Genomic DNA, 19,951 nt, shown 5'->3' with positions numbered 1-19,951 from the left:
AACGCGATGGCCGACATCGATCCGAGCTTTATCCGCCTCGTGCCCGCCGAACTTGCCATCATAGTTCCCACCTTCAACGAGGCGGCGAACGTGGCCCCGCTGGTGGAGGCGGTGGCTCGCGCGCTGCCGGGCGTACGGTGGGAAATGGTGTTCGTCGACGACGATTCGCCCGACGGCACGTCTGAGGCGGTTCGCCAGATGGCGCAAAGCGATTCGCGCATCCGGATCGTCCACCGCTATAATCGCCGGGGGCTCGCATCGGCCTGTATCGAAGGCATCTTGGCGACCGCGGCGCCCTATGTGGCGGTCATGGATTCCGATCACCAGCATGACGAGCGCATCGTGGCGACGATGCTGGCGCGGATCAAACAGGACGGCGTCGATCTGGTCGTGGGCAGCCGCTATATGGAAGGTGGCGGCCTAGGCGACTGGGCGCGCAGCCGTGTCCTGGCCAGCCAGCTGGCCACGCGCATGGCATCGCGCCTGACGCGCGTGCCGATGACCGACCCGATGAGTGGGTTCTTCCTCATGCGGCGCGATGCATTCATGCGGTCGCTGCCGAACCTGTCGTCGGTGGGATACAAGATCCTGCTGGATATTGCGGCCAGCGCCCCCGTGCCGCTGCGCATCGCGGAAGTGCCCTACACGTTCCGCATGCGCGAACATGGCGAGAGCAAGCTCGATAGCCTTGTCTTGTGGGAATATCTCCAGCTGATCCTGGACAAGGCGTTCGGGCATCTGATCCCGCCGCGATTCATGAGCTTCGCGCTTGTCGGCGGGTTCGGCATCTTCGTGCACTTCCTGGTGCTGACGCTGATGTTCAAAGGGTTAGGCATCAGCTTCGACATATCTCAGGCGATTGCCAGCATCGTCGCGATCTCCAATAATTTCTTCCTCAACAATGCGCTGACCTATCGCGACCAGCGGCTGAAGGGGCGATCGCTGCTTTATGGCTGGATCAGCTTCAACCTGGTCTGCGCTACGGGTGCCGCGGCGAATATCGGGGTCGCCGATTGGCTGTTCGGCCGCGACACATATTGGATCCTGTCGGCGATTCCGGGCGTGCTGATCAGCGTCGTATGGAACTATGCGATGTCGTCGCTCTTCACCTGGCGCCGCAAGTAGCGCGCAATCGCGATCGAATCCCTTGAACCCGTGCCTATGAACGCCGATGTTGTGCGAACCAGAGGGCCAAAGGACCTAATTTTCCATGACCGACCACGCCGACATCACCGCAGGGCTCGTTCCGATCGTCATCGAGCAGTCCACCCGCGGCGAGCGTAGCTTCGATATCTATTCCCGTCTGCTGCGTGAGCGGATCGTATTCGTGACCGGTCAGGTTGAGGACCATATGGCCTCGCTGATCACCGCCCAGCTGCTCTTCCTCGAGTCCGAGAACCCGAAGAAGGACATCTTCATGTACATCAACTCGCCGGGCGGCGTGGTCACGGCCGGCCTCGCGATCCACGATACGATGCAATATATCCGGCCGCGCGTCGGCACGGTGTGCATCGGCCAGGCCGCATCGATGGGCAGCTTCCTGTTGGCCGCCGGCGAGCCGGGCATGCGCACGGCGCTGACGAACAGCCGGATCATGGTGCATCAGCCGTCGGGCGGCGCCCAGGGCATGGCCGCGGATATCGAAATCCAGGCACGTGAAATCCTGCGCATGCGCCACGCGCTGAACACGCTGTACGCCAAATATACGGGCCAGACGATCGAGCAGATCGAGCATGCCATGGACCGCGACAAGTTCTTGGAGGCCGAGGAAGCCAAGGCGTTCGGGATCATTGACGAAGTGTTCGACAAGCGCCCGGCACCGTCCGAGGACGTCGCGCAAGCGGCATAGTCTGGCGGAGCTTCGGAGAGGTGCGGTGGCATATAGGCATTGCCACCGCCCTCCCCAGGGCTAGGATGGGGGTCGACTCGGTCGACCGAGGATTAGGATTGTTATGACGAAGCTTAGTGGCGGCGACTCCAAGAGCACCCTGTACTGCTCGTTCTGCGGCAAGTCGCAGCACGAGGTGCGCAAGCTCATCGCCGGCCCGACCGTGTTCATCTGTGACGAGTGCGTCGAGCTGTGCAACGATATCATCCGTGAGGAGACGAAGGCCACCTTCGTCAATCGCAAGGATGGCGGTACGCCCTCCCCGTCGGAGATCAATGCCCATCTGGACGATTATGTGATCGGTCAGAAGCAGGCCAAGCGCGTCCTCTCGGTCGCGGTGCACAATCATTACAAGCGGCTCAATCATGGCGCCAAGGGCGCGGATGTCGAGCTTGCCAAGTCGAACATCCTGCTCGTCGGGCCGACCGGCTGCGGCAAGACGCTGCTGGCGCAGACGCTCGCCAAGACGTTCGACGTGCCCTTCACCATGGCGGATGCGACGACGCTGACCGAAGCCGGCTATGTCGGTGAGGATGTCGAGAACATCATCCTGAAGCTGCTTCAGGCGTCCGACTACAATGTCGAGCGCGCACAGCGCGGCATCGTTTACATCGACGAGATCGACAAGATCAGCCGCAAGGCCGACAATCCCTCGATCACGCGCGACGTGTCGGGCGAAGGCGTGCAGCAGGCGTTGCTGAAGCTGATGGAAGGCACGACCGCCAGCGTTCCGCCGCAGGGCGGCCGCAAACATCCGCAGCAGGAATTCCTGCAGGTGGACACGACCAACATCCTGTTCATCTGCGGCGGTGCATTCTCGGGCCTTGAGAAGATCATCGGCGATCGCCTGCAGGGCAAGTCGATCGGCTTTGGCGCCTTTGTCGCCGCGCCGGACGAGCGCCGGACCGGCGAAGTGCTCCGCCAGTGCGAGCCTGAGGATCTGCTGAAGTTCGGCCTGATCCCGGAATTCGTCGGCCGTCTGCCCGTGATCGCAACGCTGGAAGATCTGGACGAGCCGGCTTTGGTCAAAATCCTGTCCGAGCCGAAGAATGCGCTCGTGAAGCAGTATCAGAAGCTGTTCGAGATGGAGGGCGTGAAGCTCTCCTTCAACGACGAGGCGCTGTCGGCGGTCGCCAAGAAGGCGATCCTGCGCAAGACCGGTGCGCGCGGCCTGCGTTCGATCCTGGAAGCGATGCTGCTCGATACGATGTTCGACCTGCCGTCGATGGATGGCGTGGATGAGATCGTGATCGACAAGGATGTGGTGGAGGGCCGCAAGGACCCGGTCCGCGTCTTTGCGAAGAAGAAGGAAAAGGCGGGCGGCGACGCGGCGTAAGCCGGTCGCTTCCCCAATTTTCAGCCTGCCGTCATGCTGAACTTGTTTCAGCATCCATCCATCATCCTGCGGCGAACAGCTTTTGGCGCCATGGATGCTGAAACAAGTTCAGCATGACGGTGTATTCGCATAACGCTTAGCCTGACGATGTAGCATTACGTAGCCTCGGTGATGCCAATCCGGCCTGACGAACGCGCCTGCCATCCCTATATGGGCCGCCAAGGAGCGATTCATGTCTGATCCCACGGTTATCGTAAGCTATGCCCGCACGCCGATGGGCGGATTCCAAGGCGCGTTGTCGAGCGTCAGCGCGACGGACCTCGGCGCCACCGCCGTCAAGGCCGCGGTCGAGCGCGCCGGCGTCAATCCGGACCGGATCGAGCGTATCTATATGGGCTGTGTGCTGCCCGCGGGCCTTGGCCAGGCGCCGGCGCGCCAGGCCGCATTGGGCGCCGGCCTGCCCCAGTCGGTCGAGGCGACCACCGTCAACAAGATGTGCGGATCGGGCATGCAGGCCGCGATCATGGCCGATGAGGCGCTGCGCGCCGGATCGATCGACCTGGTCATCGCCGGCGGCATGGAGAGCATGTCCAACGCGCCCTATTTGCTGGCCAAGCATCGCGCCGGTGCGCGTATCGGCCATGGCCAGATCCTGGATTCGATGATGCTCGACGGGCTGGAAGATGCCTATGAACCCGGCAAGGCGATGGGCGTGTTCGCCGAAGCGACGGCGGGCGACTATCAATTCACCCGCGAAGCGCAGGATGCGTTCGCGATCGAGAGCCTGAGCCGGGCCAATGCGGCGATCGCCGGCGGCCGCTTCGTCGACGAGGTTGTGCCGGTGACGGTGAAGGGCCGCGCGGGCGACACGACCGTCGACCAGGACGAACAGCCCGGCAAGGCCCGGCCCGACAAGATCCCCTCGTTGCGTCCGGCCTTTTCGAAGGACGGCACGATCACGGCGGCCAACGCATCGTCGATTTCCGACGGGGCCGCAGCACTGGTGATGGCGCGGGAGAGCGTCGCGCGTGCGCAGGGACTTCCGATCGAGGCCCGTATCGTGGCGACCGCCGCCCATGCCCACGAACCCGCCAAATTTACCACCGCCCCGGTGCCGGCGATCCGCAAGGTGCTCACCAAGGCGGGCTGGTCGATCGACGATGTCGATCTCTTCGAAATCAACGAGGCCTTCGCGGCGGTGACGATGATCGCGATGCGCGACCTTGGTATTCCGCATGACAAGGTCAATGTGAATGGCGGCGCCACGGCGCTGGGTCACCCGATCGGTGCATCGGGCGCGCGTATCCTGACCACGCTGATCGCGGCGCTGAAGGCGCGTGGTTTGACGCGCGGCGTTGCCGCCTTGTGCATCGGCGGCGGCGAGGCGACGGCGGTCGCGGTGGAAATCGCGCAATGATGGTGGAAGGCGGCTGCCATTGCGGGCTGGTGCGCTTCGAAGCGGATCTGCCCGAAGGGCCGGTGCAGATCGAGGATTGCGATTGCTCGATCTGCAGCATGACGGGCTATCTTCATCTGCTGGTGCCGCAGGACAAGTTCCGGCTGACGGAGGGCCGGCGCGACACCACCACCTATCGGTTCGGAACGGGCGCCGCACAGCACATCTTCTGCACGCAATGCGGGATCAAGAGCTTCTACCGCCCCCGCTCCCACCCAAAGCATGTCAGCATCAATTTCCGGTGTCTCGACGAAGACCATGGGCTGGATGCGAACATTGTCCCGTTTGACGGCAAGAACCATCCAGGCGCGGTCGGCTGAGACGAGCGGGCCGATCAGGTCCGCATAGCAAGTTTCCTCAAGCTCCTCCGAAATCTTTGGCGTCTCCGGATACGATTTGACGTGCTCTCTGCTTGGCGTGTGCCATGCTCATCGATACACGGGCGTCGGAGAGACAATAATGAAGCCAGCCGCCGTAGATGTGGGTGAGCGATCGCCCGTCCGCCTCGTCATCATTGCCTCCACGCTGGGCACTGTTTTCGAATGGTATGACTTCTTCGTCTACGGAACGCTGGCCAGCGTTATCGCGCAGAACTTCTTTCCCTCCGGCAACAGTGCGGTCTCGCTGCTGTTCGCGCTCGCAACCTTTGGGGTCGGCTTCGGCATGCGGCCGGTGGGCGCCGTCCTGTTCGGCATTCTCGGCGACAAGCTGGGCCGTAAATATACGTTCTTGATCACCGTTTCCCTGATGGGGGCGGCGACGGCGGCCGTGGGATTGCTGCCCACCTATCATTCGATCGGTATCGTCGCGCCGATCCTGCTGGTGCTGCTGCGGGTTGCCCAGGGCCTGGCGCTGGGCGGGGAATATGGCGGCGCGGCCATCTATGTCGCCGAACATGCGCCGCGCCGGAAACGCGGCTTCTATACCAGCTTCATCCACGCCGGGGTGGCGGGCGGCTTCCTGCTCAGCATCTGTGTCGTGCTGGCCGCGAACACTATCGCTGCGCACCAGCAACTCGCCTCCTGGGGCTGGCGCATCCCCTTCCTGTTCAGCCTGATGCTGCTGGCGATCAGCCTGTGGGTGCGGTTGATGCTGCACGAGAGCCCGGTGTTCCGGGCGATGCAGATGGAAGGCAAGCTGGCGCGCAATCCCCTGCGGGAAAGTACGAACAGCTGGTCCAAATGGCGCAAGCTGCTGATCGTGCTGTTCGGGATCACCGCCGGTCTCACCGTGATCTTCTACACGGCGCAATTCCAGTCGCTCTACTTCATTCAGAATGCGGTACGGATCGACGACACGCCGGCGCGGCTGATCGTCGGCCTGTCGGCGCTGCTGAGCATCGGCTGGTATGTCCTGTTCGGCTGGCTTTCCGACAAGATCGGACGCCGGCCGCCGATCATCGCCGGCTACGTGCTGATGCTGGTGCTCGCCTTCCCGCTGTTCCACCTCATGTCCAGCGCGGGCAATCCGGAATTGTCGGCGGCGATGACGCGCGCACCGGTGGTGGTGCGCGGCAGCGACTGCAGCTTCAATCCGCTGGCGTCGCATGGCCAGGCCAGCGCCTGCGGGCGCGTGCTCGACAGCCTGTCGAAACGTGGCATCGCCTATCGCAAGGTCACGATCGCCGAAGGCCAGCCGATGGTGACGATCGGCAGCAAGGTGCTCGCTGCGACCGACGATGCCGCGATCGCGCGCGGATTGGCGGATGCGGGCTATCCGACCGGCAAGGTCACCCCGCCGCTGCGCAATGCGGTGAAAGTCGCCTTCGCCATCATCGTCATCGCCTTCATCTCGGGCATGACCTACGGCCCGGTGGCGGCGCTGCTGGTCGAGATGTTTCCGGCGCGGGTGCGCTATACCTCGCTGTCCATCCCCTATCATATCGGCTCCGGATATTTCGGCGGCTTCCTGCCCTTCATCAATCAATATATCGTGGCCAAGAGCGGCGATCCCTTCGCCGGCATCTGGTATACGGTAGGAGTAACGGCGGTGGCGTTGTTGATCGTTGCGTTGGGCGTGCCCGAAACTGCGGGCCGCGATCTGGAATGAACGACCTGGACCTGGCGCTGGCCGAGCGCCTTGCTGACGCCGCCGGTGCGGCCATCCGTCCCCTCTTCCGCAAACCGTTCACGATGGAGGCAAAGGCCGATCTGTCGCCCGTCACCGAAGCGGATCGCGCGGCAGAAGCGGCGATGCGCAAGATCCTGCAGGACGAACGCCCGGACGACGGCGTGATCGGCGAGGAATATGGCGCGGATCGGCCGGATGCCGAACGGGTATGGGTGCTCGATCCGATCGACGGCACCCGATCCTTCGTCGCAGGGCGGCCGATCTTCGGAACGCTGATCGCCTTGCTCGAACAGGGCATGCCGGTGCTGGGCGTCATCGATCAGCCGATTGGCGTCGAGCGTTGGCTCGGCGCGCATGGGCGGGCGACCACGTTGAACGGCGCGCCTATTGCGACGCGCAGCTGCGCTTCGGTCGATCAGGCTCACCTCGCCACCACCGGCCCCGGCTATTTCACCCCGGACAGCTGGACGGCGTTCGAGCGCGTCCGCCGCGGTGCGCGCGATGTCTTGTGGGGGGGCGACTGCTATAATTACGGCCTGCTCGCCGCCGGCCATCTGGATCTGGTGATCGAAGACGGACTGAAGCTGTATGACTTTGCCGCGCTTGTTCCGATCGTCGAGGGCGCGGGCGGACGGATGCGCGACTGGCGCGGAGACGTGCTACACGCCGCGAGCGAGGGCAAGGTGATCGCCGCGGGCGACCCCGGGCTGATCGAGCAAGCAGTGGCGATCCTTGGATGAATGCGCGTGAAGGCTGGACCCGCACCGCACATCCGCTTATGAGCCATGCCATGCAGTCCGGCCGCAGCCTTCTTCCGACGCTACGACTTACGCGCCCTTAGGCGCGTCGATTGCTTGGCGTGTCCGCAAGGCCGCCGCTGCTCACCGCCTAAGGGACCGCCGCCGCGCCAAGAGAGAGGCGCCCCGACGCTCTTATGTGCCGAGATTTCCAATGACCATGCTCGCCGACCCTTCCGTTAAATATCGCCCTTTCCCGCAGATCGACCTGCCCGACCGGCAATGGCCCAGCCGCACCATCACGCGCGCGCCACGCTGGCTGTCGACCGACATGCGCGACGGCAACCAGGCGTTGATCGATCCGATGAACGAGGAGAAGAAGACGCGCTTCTTCGACCTGTTGGTGAAGGTCGGGCTGAAGGAGATCGAGGTCGGCTTTCCCAGTGCAGGCGCAACCGAATTCGATTTCATCTCCGGCTTGGTCCGCAACGGGCGCATTCCCGACGACGTGCTGGTGCAGGTGCTGACGCAGTCGCGCCGCGACCTGATCGAGAAAAGCTTCGAGAGCCTGGAGGGCGCGTCCAAGGCGGTCGTCCATCTCTATAATGCGGTATCGCCGGCGTGGCGGCGGATTGTATTCGGAATGACCCGCGACGAGATCCGCGAGATCGCCGTCACCGGCGCCAAGATATTGCGCGACGAGGCGGGCAAGCGCCCCGACACCGACTGGCATTTCGAATATAGCCCGGAGACCTTTTCGACCGCCGAGCTGGATTTCAGCCTGGAGGTTTGCGAGGCGGTGATGGAGGTGCTGCGGCCGACGCCGGATCACCCGATCATCTTCAACCTGCCCGCGACGGTCGAGGCGGCGACGCCGAACATCTATGCCGATCAGATCGAATGGTTTGGGCGGAATATCCGCAACCGCGACAGCGTCGTGATCTCGCTCCACCCGCATAATGATCGCGGCACCGGCGTGGCCGCGGCCGAACTGGGGCTGATGGCGGGCGCAGACCGGGTCGAGGGTTGTCTGTTCGGCAATGGAGAACGCACCGGCAACGTCGATCTGGTGACGCTAGGGCTCAATCTCTACACGCAGGGCGTCGATCCGAAGCTCGACTTCTCCGACATTGACGAGGTGATCAACACGGTCACCTATTGCAACAATTTGCCCGTCCACCCGCGCCATCCTTATGGCGGCGACCTGGTGTTCACGGCGTTCTCCGGATCGCATCAGGATGCGATCAAGAAGGGCTTTGCCGCACAGGAGCAGCGCAACGACCAATATTGGGACGTGCCCTATCTGCCGATCGACCCCAAGGATCTCGGCCGCGATTACGAGGCGGTGATCCGCGTCAATTCGCAGTCGGGCAAGGGCGGCGTCGCCTGGGTGCTGGAGCAGGACAAGGGGCTCAAGCTGCCGAAGCGGATGCAGGCAGACCTCAGCCGCGCGGTGCAGGCGTTGGCGGACGAGACCAGCCGCGAATTGAACGCCGCCGACATCTGGGCGCGCTTCCAGCAACATTACCGGCTGGAAGGACCGCAGCCCTACGCGCTGATCGACTATAGCGAGACGCATGCCGGCAGCGACCGGATCTTCACCGGCCGGGTACGCCATGCGGGCGTCGAGACGTCGGTCAGCGGCCGCGGCAATGGTTTGCTGTCGAGCGTGCTGGCGGCGTTGCGCGAGGGCTTTGGCGTGACGATGGATATCGTCGATTATTCGGAACATGCCATCGGCCATGGCGGCGACGTTCAGGCGGCCGCCTATGTCGAGGCGAAGACCGACGACGGTCGCATCGTGTTCGGGGTCGGGATCGACACCGACGTTGCGACCGCCTCGGTCCGTGCATTGCTAGGCGCGGCGAACGCGCTCTAGTGGGTTAGCGCCAGCGGCAGCGGGTCACGCGATGGTGATTGACCCACCGCTTGGTGCAGACCTTCTGGCGATGATGGCGGCGATGGTAACGACGATTGTCGTTCCAGCCGTTATTGGTGACGCGCGTGGTGGTGACCGTACGATGCACCTCCACATGGCGCTGTGGCTGCGCTGCCGCGGGAGCGGCGGCGAACAGCGAACCAACCGCGACGGCCATCAGGGTAAGCCCGGACAATTTCATGCTGCGCATCCTTCGTTATTGTTGCGCAGGGCAAACGAGCTAACCCTGATTAGGGTCCTCAGCGGATTACCGCGCAGCCGACCCGGTCCCCCGCCCCGCCGATCGGCTGGCTGGTATAATCGTCCGGCTTTGCATGTACGACCAGCGCGGAACCGTCGGCATCCTGCAGACCCTGCATCGTCACGGCGGCGGTGAAATATTCCGCCTTCGCGGTGCCGTCGGCCGCGACATAGAGATTGGGGAGGTCGCCCGAATCGTTTGCGGCCGGATTCAGCAGACCATGGACAATCGGCGTAACGCTGTGGACATGGCCGCCGGCCAGCTTGAAGGCGGCATCGCTGCAATCGCCCTTTTCATGAATATGGGCGCCATGCCAGCCGGGCGTGAGACCGCTCGCCTCGATATGGATCAGCACACCCTTGGGCGCGGGCGTGACCGTTACCGTGCCGGAAATGCCCTTGAACGGCGCCGTCACGGGCGCCTGGGCCAGCGCGGCCGAGGTCGTCAGGCCAAGCGCCGTCAGTAAAGCGATAGTGCGAACCACGTTTCTCTCCTCAACCGATCGCGTCCGCCAGCCGCAGCCGCGCGAACAGCATAAAGCTTTTCACTCCGGCTCTACCATAAGCCGGCTTGATGCGATCGGGATAGGCATAAGCGCTCGCCAATCCCCCCAGCGCGAGCCGGACCGGCGCCTTTCCCACCGGCAGTTCATAGGCATAGCCCGTGCTGAGCTTCGAAACCGGTATGACATCGTGATGGAGCGGCCCGCTGTCGAACAGCTCGGCTTCCTGAACATGTTCGCCCCGGGCGAACAGGATATGGCGGCGGCGCAGGCGCAGCGACGTTTCGGCCAGCCACCCGGTCAGCGCCGGACCGGGGCGCTCATCCTTGCGCGCCCAGGCGATCGTCGAGGCCCAGTTGCTACCGTTGCCGAGCGGGCGATTATAGCTGACGGACGCCGTCGTGCGCTGCTCATTCTGATCCGGATGAAGTTGTTCCGGCGAGCGCAGATGGCCGGTGGAGACCTGGAAGGAAAGATTGGCCGTGGGATTCCAGAAGGCCCGTACCGACCAGCTATCCAGCTTCGGACTTTCCATGTTCCAGCGACGCTGATCGGGTTCGCGCCCCTTGAAGGCGCTGGCTTCCACTTTCCACGTGCGGGTCGAGAAGCCGGCCGTGACCACGCCGAACGTGATGTGGGTCGAATCGAACCAATGATGCGTGACCGGCGCCTCAGGATTATCCATCCCGGAGATGCGATGCATGAAAGCGGGCGGACCCAGTGCAGGTTCGCCGGGCAGACCGGCATAGAGATACAGACTGCGCCCCTGGCTGAGATCGTGGGCATAGCTGGCCGCCAGCTCCATCAACAGATCGTGCGGATGCTGGCGGTCGACCAGTTCCTCGCGCCCGTTCGCCGTTTCCCCGGTGGCGAACAGCAGCGGGTAACCCCGCTGGCCCATCAACGCGTCGAGCGACACCATGCCGCGCAGGCCAAGTGTGCCGCGGTCGCCGATCGGGTGACTCGCCATCCCCATCAGCATGGATTGGCTGAAAGTCTTGTTGCTGCCACGCGGCCCGCCTTGGTGATCGGCGACCACCGTGGCGGATCCCTGAACCATCGCCATCCAATCCCCGGCGGGCACCATCACGCCCATCATCGGCGAACTTTCCGGCTGCCACGACGTCCCCGACGCCTCCCGCGTCATCGCATATCGCCCGAGCAGGCCGCGCATCGGCATGGCGTGATCCATGCCGGCCATGGCGTGGTCCATGTCCGCCATGCCATCGTCGGCTGGCGGAGATGCAGCGGGCGGCTGCGTGGCCATGCCATGCATATCGTGCATGTCGTGCGCCGACTGGGCATGCAGCAACGTCGGCACGGTCAACGCCATGGCGAGAAATGAGACTTTTCCAATCATCGTCGAGGCTGTAATCCCTGACATCATGTCAGGGTCAAGCAGATGAAGATCGGTACCGCCGCGGCGGCAAGCGGCGTCAGCCAGCGCATGATCCGCCACTATGAGGCGATCGGCCTGATTCCCCGCCCGTCGCGGCTGGACAGCAATTACCGCGATTATGCGCCGGGCGATGTGAACCGCCTGCGCTTCATCGCCAATGCGCGCGACCTGGGCTTTGCCACCGAAGAAATCGCCGAACTGCTCGCCTTGTGGAGCGATGAGGGCCGCGCCAGCGCCGAGGTCAAGAAACTGGCCCTGGCCCGCGCCGACGCGCTCCATGCCAAAGCGCGCAAGCTGGACGCGATGCGGGCCGCCTTGCTGGAACTGGCAGGCCGGTGCACCGGCGGCGACCGCCCGGATTGCCCGATCATCGACGAGCTTTCGTCGGGCTAAACCGGCGCGTGGCATCACGGCGACCGCTGGTCCGCCTGCGTTACCAAGAACCCGTTGTCATGCGATGAAGTAAGCCAGCGAAAGCCGGGCGACCTTACGCTCCTCCTCCCGTTCCGGATTGCGCACCCGATGGACGGCGGCGGGAAACGATCCCTTGCCGACCGCCTCCAATTCCCGACCGGCCAGCACAATCAATTCCTCCGGGTCATCCAGCGGGATCCATGTATCGCGAGCGAATATCTCCAGTCCCGCGATCGTTGCAGGAGGGAGAAACGTCAAAGCATTGAGATCGGTGTGCGGTGGTGCGCGCAGATGCCCCATCCAGGACAGGCTCCGCATGGTCACTGCATCGTCGCCGCCCTCAAAGGCCGGATAATGCATTACGCGCAGACAGCCGTGACGCGGCCATTGAAGCAGATCCGCCGAGCGCACATGCGGGCGGACGACCTGGGAAACACCTTCGGCGAGCCGCCCGATGTCGCGCAGGAATCTTTTGGTAGGCCCGGCAACGCAACCTGGCAGAGGGAAATCCGGCTGAACGTAAACGCTCTCTTTCATTTCATAGCCGGACGCCGAGCGTAGCGGCACGAAGCCGATGGGAATGGCTGGATTTCCAGGGAGAGCGGCCTGTGCGCCGCTTTGAAATAGCGCGGTCCAGCACGCGTAGAGTTGCGCGATCTGCTGCCGGGAAAATCGATCCAGACCGATACGGGCAAAGCCGTCCGTGGACAGTTGATGGGCAATATCCTGCATCAGTCCGCCGTCAGCCGCGCGAGCGCGATCTCCATATCCTCGACCCGCCGGGCACGCCCATAAAGCGTCAGTGTAGCAGGCGCCCCGTCCCGCCAGCGGAAGCCGGCATAGCCCGCTACGCCGGCAAGCCGCTGCAGTGCCGGTTTCGCCGTGTCCGGCAGCGCAAGCACCGCCGGGTCAGGATTGGCGATATCGATCTTGATCGATCCGGTGGATGTCTCGATCCCGAGCAGCTGGATCCAGCCGAGGCGCGCATAGTCGTCGAACGCGTCGGCAAAGGCGTTCCGCGTCGCGCCGCTCCAACCCATGGTCCGGACATGCTCCAGCGCAAGCTGCCTGACGCCCCCGCTGCACACGGCCCGCACATCCAGATAAAGGGCGGCCAGCGACGAACCGCGCCGGTAGCGCCGCACCGCACGCCCGAATATTGGGCGTGGGTCAGTCCGGTCAGCCGGATCGTCGCCGTAGACGGTAAGGCTATCGAACGATCGATCGGCCGAAAAATCGTAGCGGACCGCACGCAGGTTGAATCCCGTCCTGCTCAGCGTCGCCCGCAGATCGCACGCCTGATCCCGGCAATCTGACGGCGAGAGGCCGAGCGCCTGCCAATCCTGCGTCATCACCAACATGCCGAAACCGCTGCGCGCCCCACTGATGCTGAATTCGATTCCCCGCTCGCCGAAGCGGCCCAGCGCCACGCCTATCAAGACGGCCTCGTCCACGTCGCTTACCAATAGAGCAGCAGGCGGCGGCCGTCGGTGACGGTGTGACCCTGGAATGTGATCCGGCAATCGTCCGGATACGCCGCCGCGATCGGCGCAATGCGATGCATGATCGGCCGGCGCTGCACGAGCATGGCGCCAACCCGATATTCATGGCGAACGAGCGGCTTGGTCCGGCCCAATTGGCCCATGTCTGGGCGCCGGCCCATCGCCGCCATCCGCGCCAGATCGGCCTCGGTCACATCCCAGCTGTCCAGCCCGCCGCCGAGCCTGGGCAGTTCGATCGCGAGAGTGAACGACACGACCTCGCTTTCGGCGATCGGATAGGGCCATCGCATGAAGCGATATTGCAGGTCGAAATGCTGACTGTCCTGCTGGTCGAGCGTGATCCCCGATTTCTCGAAAATGTGAAAACCCGGATGGGCTACGCACGGCTCGAAAGCCGCCGGGACGCCAAACCGATTTTCGATTTCGCATCGGACCCGTTCCAGCACCCACCCGAACTCGGCCTGCAAAAGGCCGTTTTGCTCCTCAAGCTGTCCGTAATAATCCCGGTCGGCGTCCCGACCCCCGGCCATGACATCGAGGTAGGTCGCCACGCCGATCGTGGCGAAGCCACCCGAGCGTTGCCGCCAACGCGGGCGCAGATGCTTCACATGCGCGCCGATCCGCGCGCATTCGCTTGCGCTGAAAATGTCGAAGCTGACCGTGGTCCGGTTCACCAGTAGATCTGCCAGCCGCGATCCGCACGGATCGCGTGCCCCTGCAAGGTGATCCGGCGACATTCCGCCGTTACCGGGCGGTGCAGTCGCCGATGCAGCGCACGCCCCGAATGCACGAACAATTCCCCGATCCGATAGTCATGCGGCACGAGCCGACCGCGCGGATTGCCCGCTACGATCTCACATGTTTCCAGGCCGCCGCCCGCGTGCGGCATCTCAAGCGGAACCGTGAAGGTCAGGCTGGGAGTTTCCGCGCGGAAACCCATTGGAAGACGAGTGTGCTGCAGATCGAGATGTAGATTGTCCCGCAGCGCCGATTGCAGCCCCTCCTGTAGAAAGATGTGGAAGCCCGGCAGCGCGAGGCCTTCGCCGAAGGCACAGGGCTCCCCGATCAGAAGACCAAGCCGGTCGCGCACCCGTTCGGTGAGCCTAGCGAAATGATGCCGTATGACGGGGTTCGACCGTCCGAAATGGGTCCGGTAGCGGGCATAATCGCCACCGCGAGCGACATCCAGATACACCGCCGCACCCAGCGTGAAGAAACCTGGGCCGCGCCTGGTCCAGCGATCCCGCGCGGCCAGCAGCCGATCGATCACGCCAGACGCCGCGCCGTCCTCCAGCAGGGGCGTACGCCGTACCTGCCCATCGTCAGTGAACGGCATGGCTTTTCAGATAATCGAGCAAGGTGCGGCTGATGGCACCGTCGGCGCGCCGGTCATAGCTGTCATAGCCGGGCATCGGATTGACCTCGAGACACCAGAAGGTGCCATCGGCATCCACCTTGAAGTCCCAGCCGGTGAAGGCGAGATCCATGGCGCGCGATGCATCGACCATGCGGTCAATCAGCGCCTGGGGCATCGCGAACGGCGCATGCTGGCTGGGAACGTCGCGCATCCGATAATCGATGCCGTCCGCTACAATACGCTCGGCATGCGCCGTGGTGCCGATCAGGTGGACCCGAATATCGAAGCCCTCGATAATCCGCTGAAGATGGACCGGCCCCTGTTCGTCCACGAAATCTTCAAAGGACTGCCGCGTGACGCGCTGCGCATCGCCACGCACGCCGCAGAGCGACTTGACGATCGCCGCGCCGCCGCAGCGATCGATGAACGCAGCGATCTCGTCCCGATCGGACGTGCTGATGGCGGGCGGCACCGCGAAGCCACGGCGCGCCAGCCATATTTCGTGCAGAGGTTTGGCTGCATTATGCGCGTGCCCGCCCGGGCGATTGACGACCACTCCCGGCGCGCTTTCGAGGAAGGCGGTGATCCCCATCGTCATCGCGCGCCAGCGGCTCGCCTCCGGCTCGGGCAGCACGGGCGATAGATCAACGATCCGGATATAATAAGCGTCGCGCGGATCGAGCACGCATGGCGCGGTTACATCCGCCGTGGCCGGCACCGGGAAACGCCAACCAGCACCGGCAAGGTCATGCAGATTGAGAAAATCGACGTCGCCCGAAGGGGCCGTGGACAAGAAGTGCGCGAGCGTCTTGTCATTATCCAGGCCGATGACGCAGACCATCAGTGCATCAAGCGCCCGGCCAGCGCCGAGAAGATGTCGTTCATCACCGGGGTGCATTCGGCGAGCGTCGGAAACGGATTGACCCGGACGAGGATTGGCGCCCCCTCGATCGGGATAGCCCAGCTGACGGTGCAGAAACGCAGCTGCAGCGTCTGTGCCGCGGCGATGCTCTGCCGCTCAATCCCAGTGTCGCCGATATCCACGTCGGTCACGCGCCAGGCCTCTTCATCGACCACGACGACCTGATCCCAGCCGCGGCAGGCGGGCAACGTTCGGGATCGGATCGCGGCATCGTCATCGGGTGTGGCGACCGTGAGCCAGGTGGTCAGATCCTGATGCAGCAGATCAGGCGCCAGCGGGGGCTGGCGGTGCCAGAGCCATTCCGTGTGGGGAGCAGCGCTGCCACGACGCAAATCGGTGATCGATGCCGAATAGCTCGCCTGGCCGCCCCAGCCGAGTTCGCCAGGACGATTGATCACCGGCGCCTCCGCCAGCGCGGCGGCCGACCATAACAAGGCGAAGCATTCGTTGAAGACGAAGCGCTCCTCTTCCAGGCCGGTGGTCGGCCCGCGCAACGGCCGGAGCATCATCGGCAGATCGGGGGTTATGCGTACGCCGCGATCATGCTCGACGGTCACCGCCCGACCCCATTCCTGCGCCGTCACGCACGCGGCTTGCAGGCCACGGTCCGCGGCAAAGCGGGCAAAGAGCCAGGGCAGCGGGTCGTCCGGTTCGCAGACGACGGCGATGTCCGGGACCGCGCGCATCGGCTTGCCCTAGCCCGTGCTTGCCTAGAAAATCGCCTGATTCAGCAAAGCGGTCAGGCGAACCGAGTGGATCTCAGCGATGGCCGAGAACAGTTCGGCCGGCAGGATGCGATCTTCCCCATAGCGGAAAACCTCATTCTCGGAGCCAGTGATCTTTGACCCGTCCCCATTATCCTTATCCTTGCCGTCCTTGTCCTTGCCGTCCTTGGAATCCTCCTTGCTGCCCTCTTTACCCCCATCCTTGCCTTCCTTGGATTCCTTGCCGTCCTTGCTCTCTTTGCCTTCCTTCCCCTCTTTGCCGTCCTTCTGATCCTTGCCGTCCTTATTTTCCTTCCCCTCTTTTCCTTCCTTAGACTCCTTTCCGTCTTTCTCCTTGTCCTTGCCTTCCTTGCCGTCCTTCTTGTCCCAGAAGCCGCCTTCGCCGGCATCCTTCGCGCCGTCCTTGCCGTCCTTCTTGGGAATGTCGAAATCAGAGACGCGCTTGACCAGTTCGGCGATCGTGCGGAAGCTGCGGTCGCTCTGCGTGCGCGCCAGCTCGGCCAGTATGTCTTGGCGGCTCGACGCGCTGATGAAAGGTTTGACGCGCTCAGCCATTTTTGCCTCCCAGCGGCCCTTGTGCGACGCGCAGTAGCGCTCCCACGTTGACGCCGTTCACCACCAGATGATCGACGTCACAGTTGATCAGCTCGACCCCGCGGAAACTGCATCCCGAGAAGATAGAGCCGTCAAAATCGGAATCGTCGAAGCCGCAACCCTCGAAGTTGGATTGGTGGACGCGCGAGTTGAACAGCTGGACGTCAGTGAGCACCGAATGCGAGAAATCGACGCGGGCGAGCGTTGAGCTCTGCCCGCTGGCGTTCATCATCAGCATATTAGGCCTGACAATCCGCTCGCCTTTTGTCGCTTCGCCTGTTTGCTTCCCTTCCATTGCGATCTCCATCGGGTACGCCCGTCGTATGCAACCATCGCAAAGCTGATGTTAAGACACGCACAGACAAGAGCGTAGCAAATCGCAGCTTTTGCAACCGTTATACGACCGATAATTTGTCAGCGAATCATGTTAATAAGTTATGCATTGAAGGATATTGACGTCAATCACGGCAAAGCCACGATTGATGCGATCAACAGGATCGCACTCCTACTTTGACGAAAACTATATCGTTTTATTAGAAGTAGATTCGCGGAAATGTTGTGAAGGATGGGTTTGAAATTACATCTGATATGAACTAAATATTCTTATATTGATCATGAATTGGAGTGATCGGCACAATGAGGCCCTCTGAATGGCCGGCCCGCCCGGACGCGCTGCCGGACCCCCGTCAGGGTACGTGGCCCCTCATTTCGACCGCGGCTGAACATAGCGGCAGGCACGGCGTTGATCGTCGATGCCCCATGCCAGCCAGATCGTGCAGTGTGACGGACCTGACAGCCCGCACGCCTTCGACATCATTCCGCTGCAGCCGCGCAACGGCACACTCGATGCCGAATGTCCGGTCTGCAAGGGGCATGGGCAGTGGAATGCCGAGATCGATCTCGTCAGCTTTCGCTGCAAGCGGGTGATCTGCGATCGCTGTTATGGCGCGGGCTGGGTCGAAACCGGGAACGATCCGATCGCCCTGCCCGATATCGAGCTCAGCCCCGGGGGTTATCCGCAATGGGTGGTACGTTATCTTCCCGGCGAGGATCGCGCCAAATCGTAGGAATGCAGTATCGCTGGGACATTCCGATCAAGGCCGTTGTCCTTGCCCAAGGCTTGGGCGAATGGCGATCCAATCCTCCCACGCATTTTCTGGATCGATGTCGTCATAGCCGCGCGCTTCTGCGATGCGGGCCACCACGTCGGGCGGCGTCATCGTGCAAACCGCATTGTCGCGTATCTCGATCACTTCCGCCTCTGTCAGCGGAGAGCCCTTTTCCTGCTCCTTCGACAATAAAAGGGCCACGAGCGAAGGCATGGGCATGATCACCAGTTCCTCGTCCGACATCGCCTCCCTCTCCTCAATCCACGATCGTCACCCGTTCAACGCACATCGCTGAAAAAGGACGTCGTAGACCGCCGGATAGATGCTCCCCCGACGCCGGACCGCGTCGGCCGTCTACCAGCGAAAAGGCTTGCGATCGCGCCATACCACCCAGCGATACTGTTCATGGATCGGGCGGTAGCCGATCACCCGCCCGTCTTCGGCCGCACGGGACGGATCGTAGACATGGAGGAAGCCGGAATAGGAGGCGACCGCCAGCAGCCCGGTCTTGGGGCAATAGTCGATCGAGGACGCGCTGGAACCGAAACCGACGGTGCTGTGCACATCGCCGCTGGGCGACACGATATCGAGATAGCCTGCACCGGCGAGCGCAAACCCTTCCTTGCCCGTCTCCGTCGGAAGCCAGGTTGCCGCATAGACCCGCAGGCGGCCGTCAATGATCGTGGTCCGCGCATCCTCGTCATAGGCCGGCGTGTCGGCATCCTCGATATCGGCCAGCCGCACGCCAAGCGTGGCGCCATGGTAGAAGTGACAGGAATTCAGTGCGGCATAGACGCTGTCGTCCGAAAAGCAGGCATGATGCGGATATTCGCTCCGATAGCCGATCTTCGCCCAGCGCCGCACGCTGCCAATGCCCTCGATCCGATCGATGAAGTGGCCATAGCATTGCGAGCCGTAAGCCATGAAGCGCCCGTCGGGTGACAAGGCGGCATGCATCATCGAATCAGACCAGATGCGTTCGTCGTCCCCTTCACCGTCTGCCGAGGGTTCATCATCGTCCTCCTCGTCCTGCCGCTCGGCGAGGAACGAAGCGCTGGGATAGACGCGTGTCCAGCAGGCAGTCTTGCCCTGCGCCTGACCCAGCCACACCGCCTCCTCGCGCTCGACGAAGGCAATGGTGGCGCCATCTTCGCTGATCTGCACGCTGTCCAACGGATGCGGCGTCATGCCCTGGGGCCAGGGAAACAGCCGGGCCGGCGCCTGATCGATGCCCCTACTGACGCTGAAGCCCTGCTCATGCACCAGTACCAAATGGTCGTGACTGCGCGTCATAGCGGCGGCAAGGATGTCGGGCCGTTCGATCACGTCGCCACCGCGCAGGTGCAAAGCCGGGCTGGGCCGATAGGCGGTACCGGGTCGCACAAGAAACTCGTCCGGCCCAAGGATGCAGACGCAGTTCAGATTCTGCCCGACGCGGTCCAGCATAGGAATGAAAGGCTCGTGCGCGCGATCGGCGATGGGCTGGTCTGGCTGCCAACGGCCAGCGCGATCTTCGGCCTCGACCGCCGCGATCACCGATTGGGCCATTTCCAGGCTGCGGGGTTCCTCCGGCGCGGTGGATTCCGTCTCCCGATCTTCATGATTGTCCGCGATCAGCCCATTCAGACGCGCGATATATTCGCGCCCCAGCATGTTCCATCGGGACACACCATCGCCGCCCTCGGGAGGGTGGCGGAACAGCTTACGCAGATGATCGAACATGCCGGCAAGGATAAGGGTGAACGGGTGCTGTCGCAACG

Annotated in this window: 23 protein-coding genes; 10 read left to right on the top strand and 13 right to left on the bottom strand. The window is 63.3% G+C overall.

The features are described from left to right. Positions 1–6 precede the first annotated feature (6 nt). From ACSBM8_RS02615 to leuA, 8 genes are all read left to right on the top strand, one after another. Positions 7–1,125, top strand: coding sequence for a glycosyltransferase family 2 protein (locus ACSBM8_RS02615; protein ID WP_442680120.1), 1,119 nt, complete (start codon positions 7–9; stop codon positions 1,123–1,125). Positions 1,126–1,210: 85 nt separating this feature from the next. Beyond that, positions 1,211–1,849 carry an ATP-dependent Clp protease proteolytic subunit gene (locus ACSBM8_RS02610; RefSeq protein ID WP_442680119.1) on the top strand — a complete coding sequence of 213 codons (639 nt, stop codon included), beginning with the start codon at positions 1,211–1,213 and terminating at the stop codon, positions 1,847–1,849. Positions 1,850–1,952: 103 nt separating this feature from the next. Next, positions 1,953–3,224 (top strand): ATP-dependent Clp protease ATP-binding subunit ClpX, encoded by a 1,272-nt coding sequence (gene clpX, locus ACSBM8_RS02605; protein ID WP_442680118.1) that lies wholly within the window; start codon positions 1,953–1,955, stop codon positions 3,222–3,224. A gap of 232 nt (positions 3,225–3,456) precedes the next feature. After that, positions 3,457–4,641 carry an acetyl-CoA C-acyltransferase gene (locus ACSBM8_RS02600; protein ID WP_442680117.1) on the top strand — a complete coding sequence of 395 codons (1,185 nt, stop codon included), beginning with the start codon at positions 3,457–3,459 and terminating at the stop codon, positions 4,639–4,641. Further along, a complete protein-coding gene (locus ACSBM8_RS02595; protein WP_442680116.1) occupies positions 4,638–5,000 on the top strand; it encodes a GFA family protein in 363 nt (120 codons plus the stop codon). Before ACSBM8_RS02600 ends, ACSBM8_RS02595 begins: the two co-directional genes overlap by 4 nt. Before the next feature lie 139 nt (positions 5,001–5,139). Then, complete coding sequence (locus ACSBM8_RS02590) at positions 5,140–6,729, top strand: MFS transporter (protein WP_442680115.1); 1,590 nt, start codon at positions 5,140–5,142, stop codon at positions 6,727–6,729. Further along, on the top strand, positions 6,726–7,490 hold the full coding sequence (gene hisN, locus ACSBM8_RS02585; protein WP_442680114.1) for a histidinol-phosphatase: 765 nt from the start codon (positions 6,726–6,728) through the stop codon (positions 7,488–7,490). Before ACSBM8_RS02590 ends, hisN begins: the two co-directional genes overlap by 4 nt. Before the next feature lie 217 nt (positions 7,491–7,707). Beyond that, entirely contained in the window at positions 7,708–9,366 is a 1,659-nt protein-coding gene (gene leuA, locus ACSBM8_RS02580) for a 2-isopropylmalate synthase (RefSeq protein WP_442681465.1), read from the top strand. Between the two features lie 4 nt (positions 9,367–9,370). Here leuA and ACSBM8_RS02575 read toward each other — a convergent pair whose 3' ends face one another. The 3 genes from ACSBM8_RS02575 to ACSBM8_RS02565 are packed head-to-tail and all read right to left on the bottom strand — an operon-like array spanning position 9,371 to position 11,490. Continuing rightward, the gene (locus tag ACSBM8_RS02575; RefSeq protein ID WP_442680113.1) at positions 9,371–9,607 is read right to left on the bottom strand and encodes a hypothetical protein; all 237 of its coding nucleotides are present in this window, start codon (positions 9,605–9,607) and stop codon (positions 9,371–9,373) included. A 58-nt stretch (positions 9,608–9,665) separates the two neighbouring features. Then, positions 9,666–10,151 carry a superoxide dismutase family protein gene (locus ACSBM8_RS02570; protein WP_442680112.1) on the bottom strand — a complete coding sequence of 162 codons (486 nt, stop codon included), beginning with the start codon at positions 10,149–10,151 and terminating at the stop codon, positions 9,666–9,668. A 10-nt stretch (positions 10,152–10,161) separates the two neighbouring features. Beyond that, positions 10,162–11,490, bottom strand: coding sequence for a hypothetical protein (locus ACSBM8_RS02565; RefSeq protein WP_442680111.1), 1,329 nt, complete (start codon positions 11,488–11,490; stop codon positions 10,162–10,164). 81 nt (positions 11,491–11,571) lie between these two features. On the opposite strand from ACSBM8_RS02565, the gene ACSBM8_RS02560 reads away from it, so the two are divergent. Continuing rightward, entirely contained in the window at positions 11,572–11,961 is a 390-nt protein-coding gene (locus tag ACSBM8_RS02560) for a MerR family DNA-binding protein (RefSeq protein WP_442680110.1), read from the top strand. 57 nt (positions 11,962–12,018) lie between these two features. Here ACSBM8_RS02560 and ACSBM8_RS02555 read toward each other — a convergent pair whose 3' ends face one another. From ACSBM8_RS02555 to ACSBM8_RS02520, 8 genes are read right to left on the bottom strand one after another with little or no spacing between them, the layout of a single operon-like run. After that, the gene (locus tag ACSBM8_RS02555) at positions 12,019–12,714 is read right to left on the bottom strand and encodes a 2OG-Fe(II) oxygenase family protein (protein ID WP_442680109.1); all 696 of its coding nucleotides are present in this window, start codon (positions 12,712–12,714) and stop codon (positions 12,019–12,021) included. Then, positions 12,714–13,436, bottom strand: a complete 723-nt coding sequence (locus ACSBM8_RS02550; RefSeq protein ID WP_442680108.1) for a hypothetical protein — start codon at positions 13,434–13,436, stop codon at positions 12,714–12,716. The genes ACSBM8_RS02555 and ACSBM8_RS02550 overlap by 1 nt, the downstream gene beginning before the upstream one ends. A 5-nt stretch (positions 13,437–13,441) precedes the next feature. Further along, entirely contained in the window at positions 13,442–14,158 is a 717-nt protein-coding gene (locus ACSBM8_RS02545; protein WP_442680107.1) for a hypothetical protein, read from the bottom strand. Next, positions 14,155–14,820, bottom strand: coding sequence for a hypothetical protein (locus tag ACSBM8_RS02540; protein ID WP_442680106.1), 666 nt, complete (start codon positions 14,818–14,820; stop codon positions 14,155–14,157). Before ACSBM8_RS02540 ends, ACSBM8_RS02545 begins: the two co-directional genes overlap by 4 nt. Further along, the gene (locus tag ACSBM8_RS02535) at positions 14,807–15,682 is read right to left on the bottom strand and encodes an ATP-grasp domain-containing protein (RefSeq protein ID WP_442680105.1); all 876 of its coding nucleotides are present in this window, start codon (positions 15,680–15,682) and stop codon (positions 14,807–14,809) included. Before ACSBM8_RS02535 ends, ACSBM8_RS02540 begins: the two co-directional genes overlap by 14 nt. Continuing rightward, a complete protein-coding gene (locus ACSBM8_RS02530; RefSeq protein WP_442680104.1) occupies positions 15,682–16,449 on the bottom strand; it encodes a hypothetical protein in 768 nt (255 codons plus the stop codon). The genes ACSBM8_RS02535 and ACSBM8_RS02530 overlap by 1 nt, the downstream gene beginning before the upstream one ends. Before the next feature lie 24 nt (positions 16,450–16,473). Beyond that, entirely contained in the window at positions 16,474–17,043 is a 570-nt protein-coding gene (locus ACSBM8_RS02525; RefSeq protein ID WP_442680103.1) for a hypothetical protein, read from the bottom strand. Next, entirely contained in the window at positions 17,036–17,389 is a 354-nt protein-coding gene (locus ACSBM8_RS02520) for a pentapeptide repeat-containing protein (protein WP_442680102.1), read from the bottom strand. Before ACSBM8_RS02520 ends, ACSBM8_RS02525 begins: the two co-directional genes overlap by 8 nt. 445 nt (positions 17,390–17,834) lie before the next feature. Here ACSBM8_RS02520 and ACSBM8_RS02515 point away from each other — a divergent pair, with 445 nt between their 5' ends. Then, entirely contained in the window at positions 17,835–18,149 is a 315-nt protein-coding gene (locus tag ACSBM8_RS02515) for a hypothetical protein (RefSeq protein WP_442680101.1), read from the top strand. A gap of 27 nt (positions 18,150–18,176) precedes the next feature. Here ACSBM8_RS02515 and ACSBM8_RS02510 read toward each other — a convergent pair whose 3' ends face one another. Next, positions 18,177–18,434: a hypothetical protein gene (locus ACSBM8_RS02510; protein WP_442680100.1), complete on the bottom strand. Its 258-nt coding sequence runs from the start codon at positions 18,432–18,434 to the stop codon at positions 18,177–18,179. Between the two features lie 111 nt (positions 18,435–18,545). Continuing rightward, positions 18,546–19,949: a hypothetical protein gene (locus tag ACSBM8_RS02505; RefSeq protein WP_442680099.1), complete on the bottom strand. Its 1,404-nt coding sequence runs from the start codon at positions 19,947–19,949 to the stop codon at positions 18,546–18,548. Positions 19,950–19,951 lie beyond the last annotated feature (2 nt).

Source organism: Sphingomonas sp. ASY06-1R (assembly GCF_052180265.1).
GTDB lineage: Bacteria > Pseudomonadota > Alphaproteobacteria > Sphingomonadales > Sphingomonadaceae > Sphingomonas_I.
Note: the sequence above shows the minus strand (reverse complement) of the source record. Positions and strands in the feature narration are given on the sequence as shown.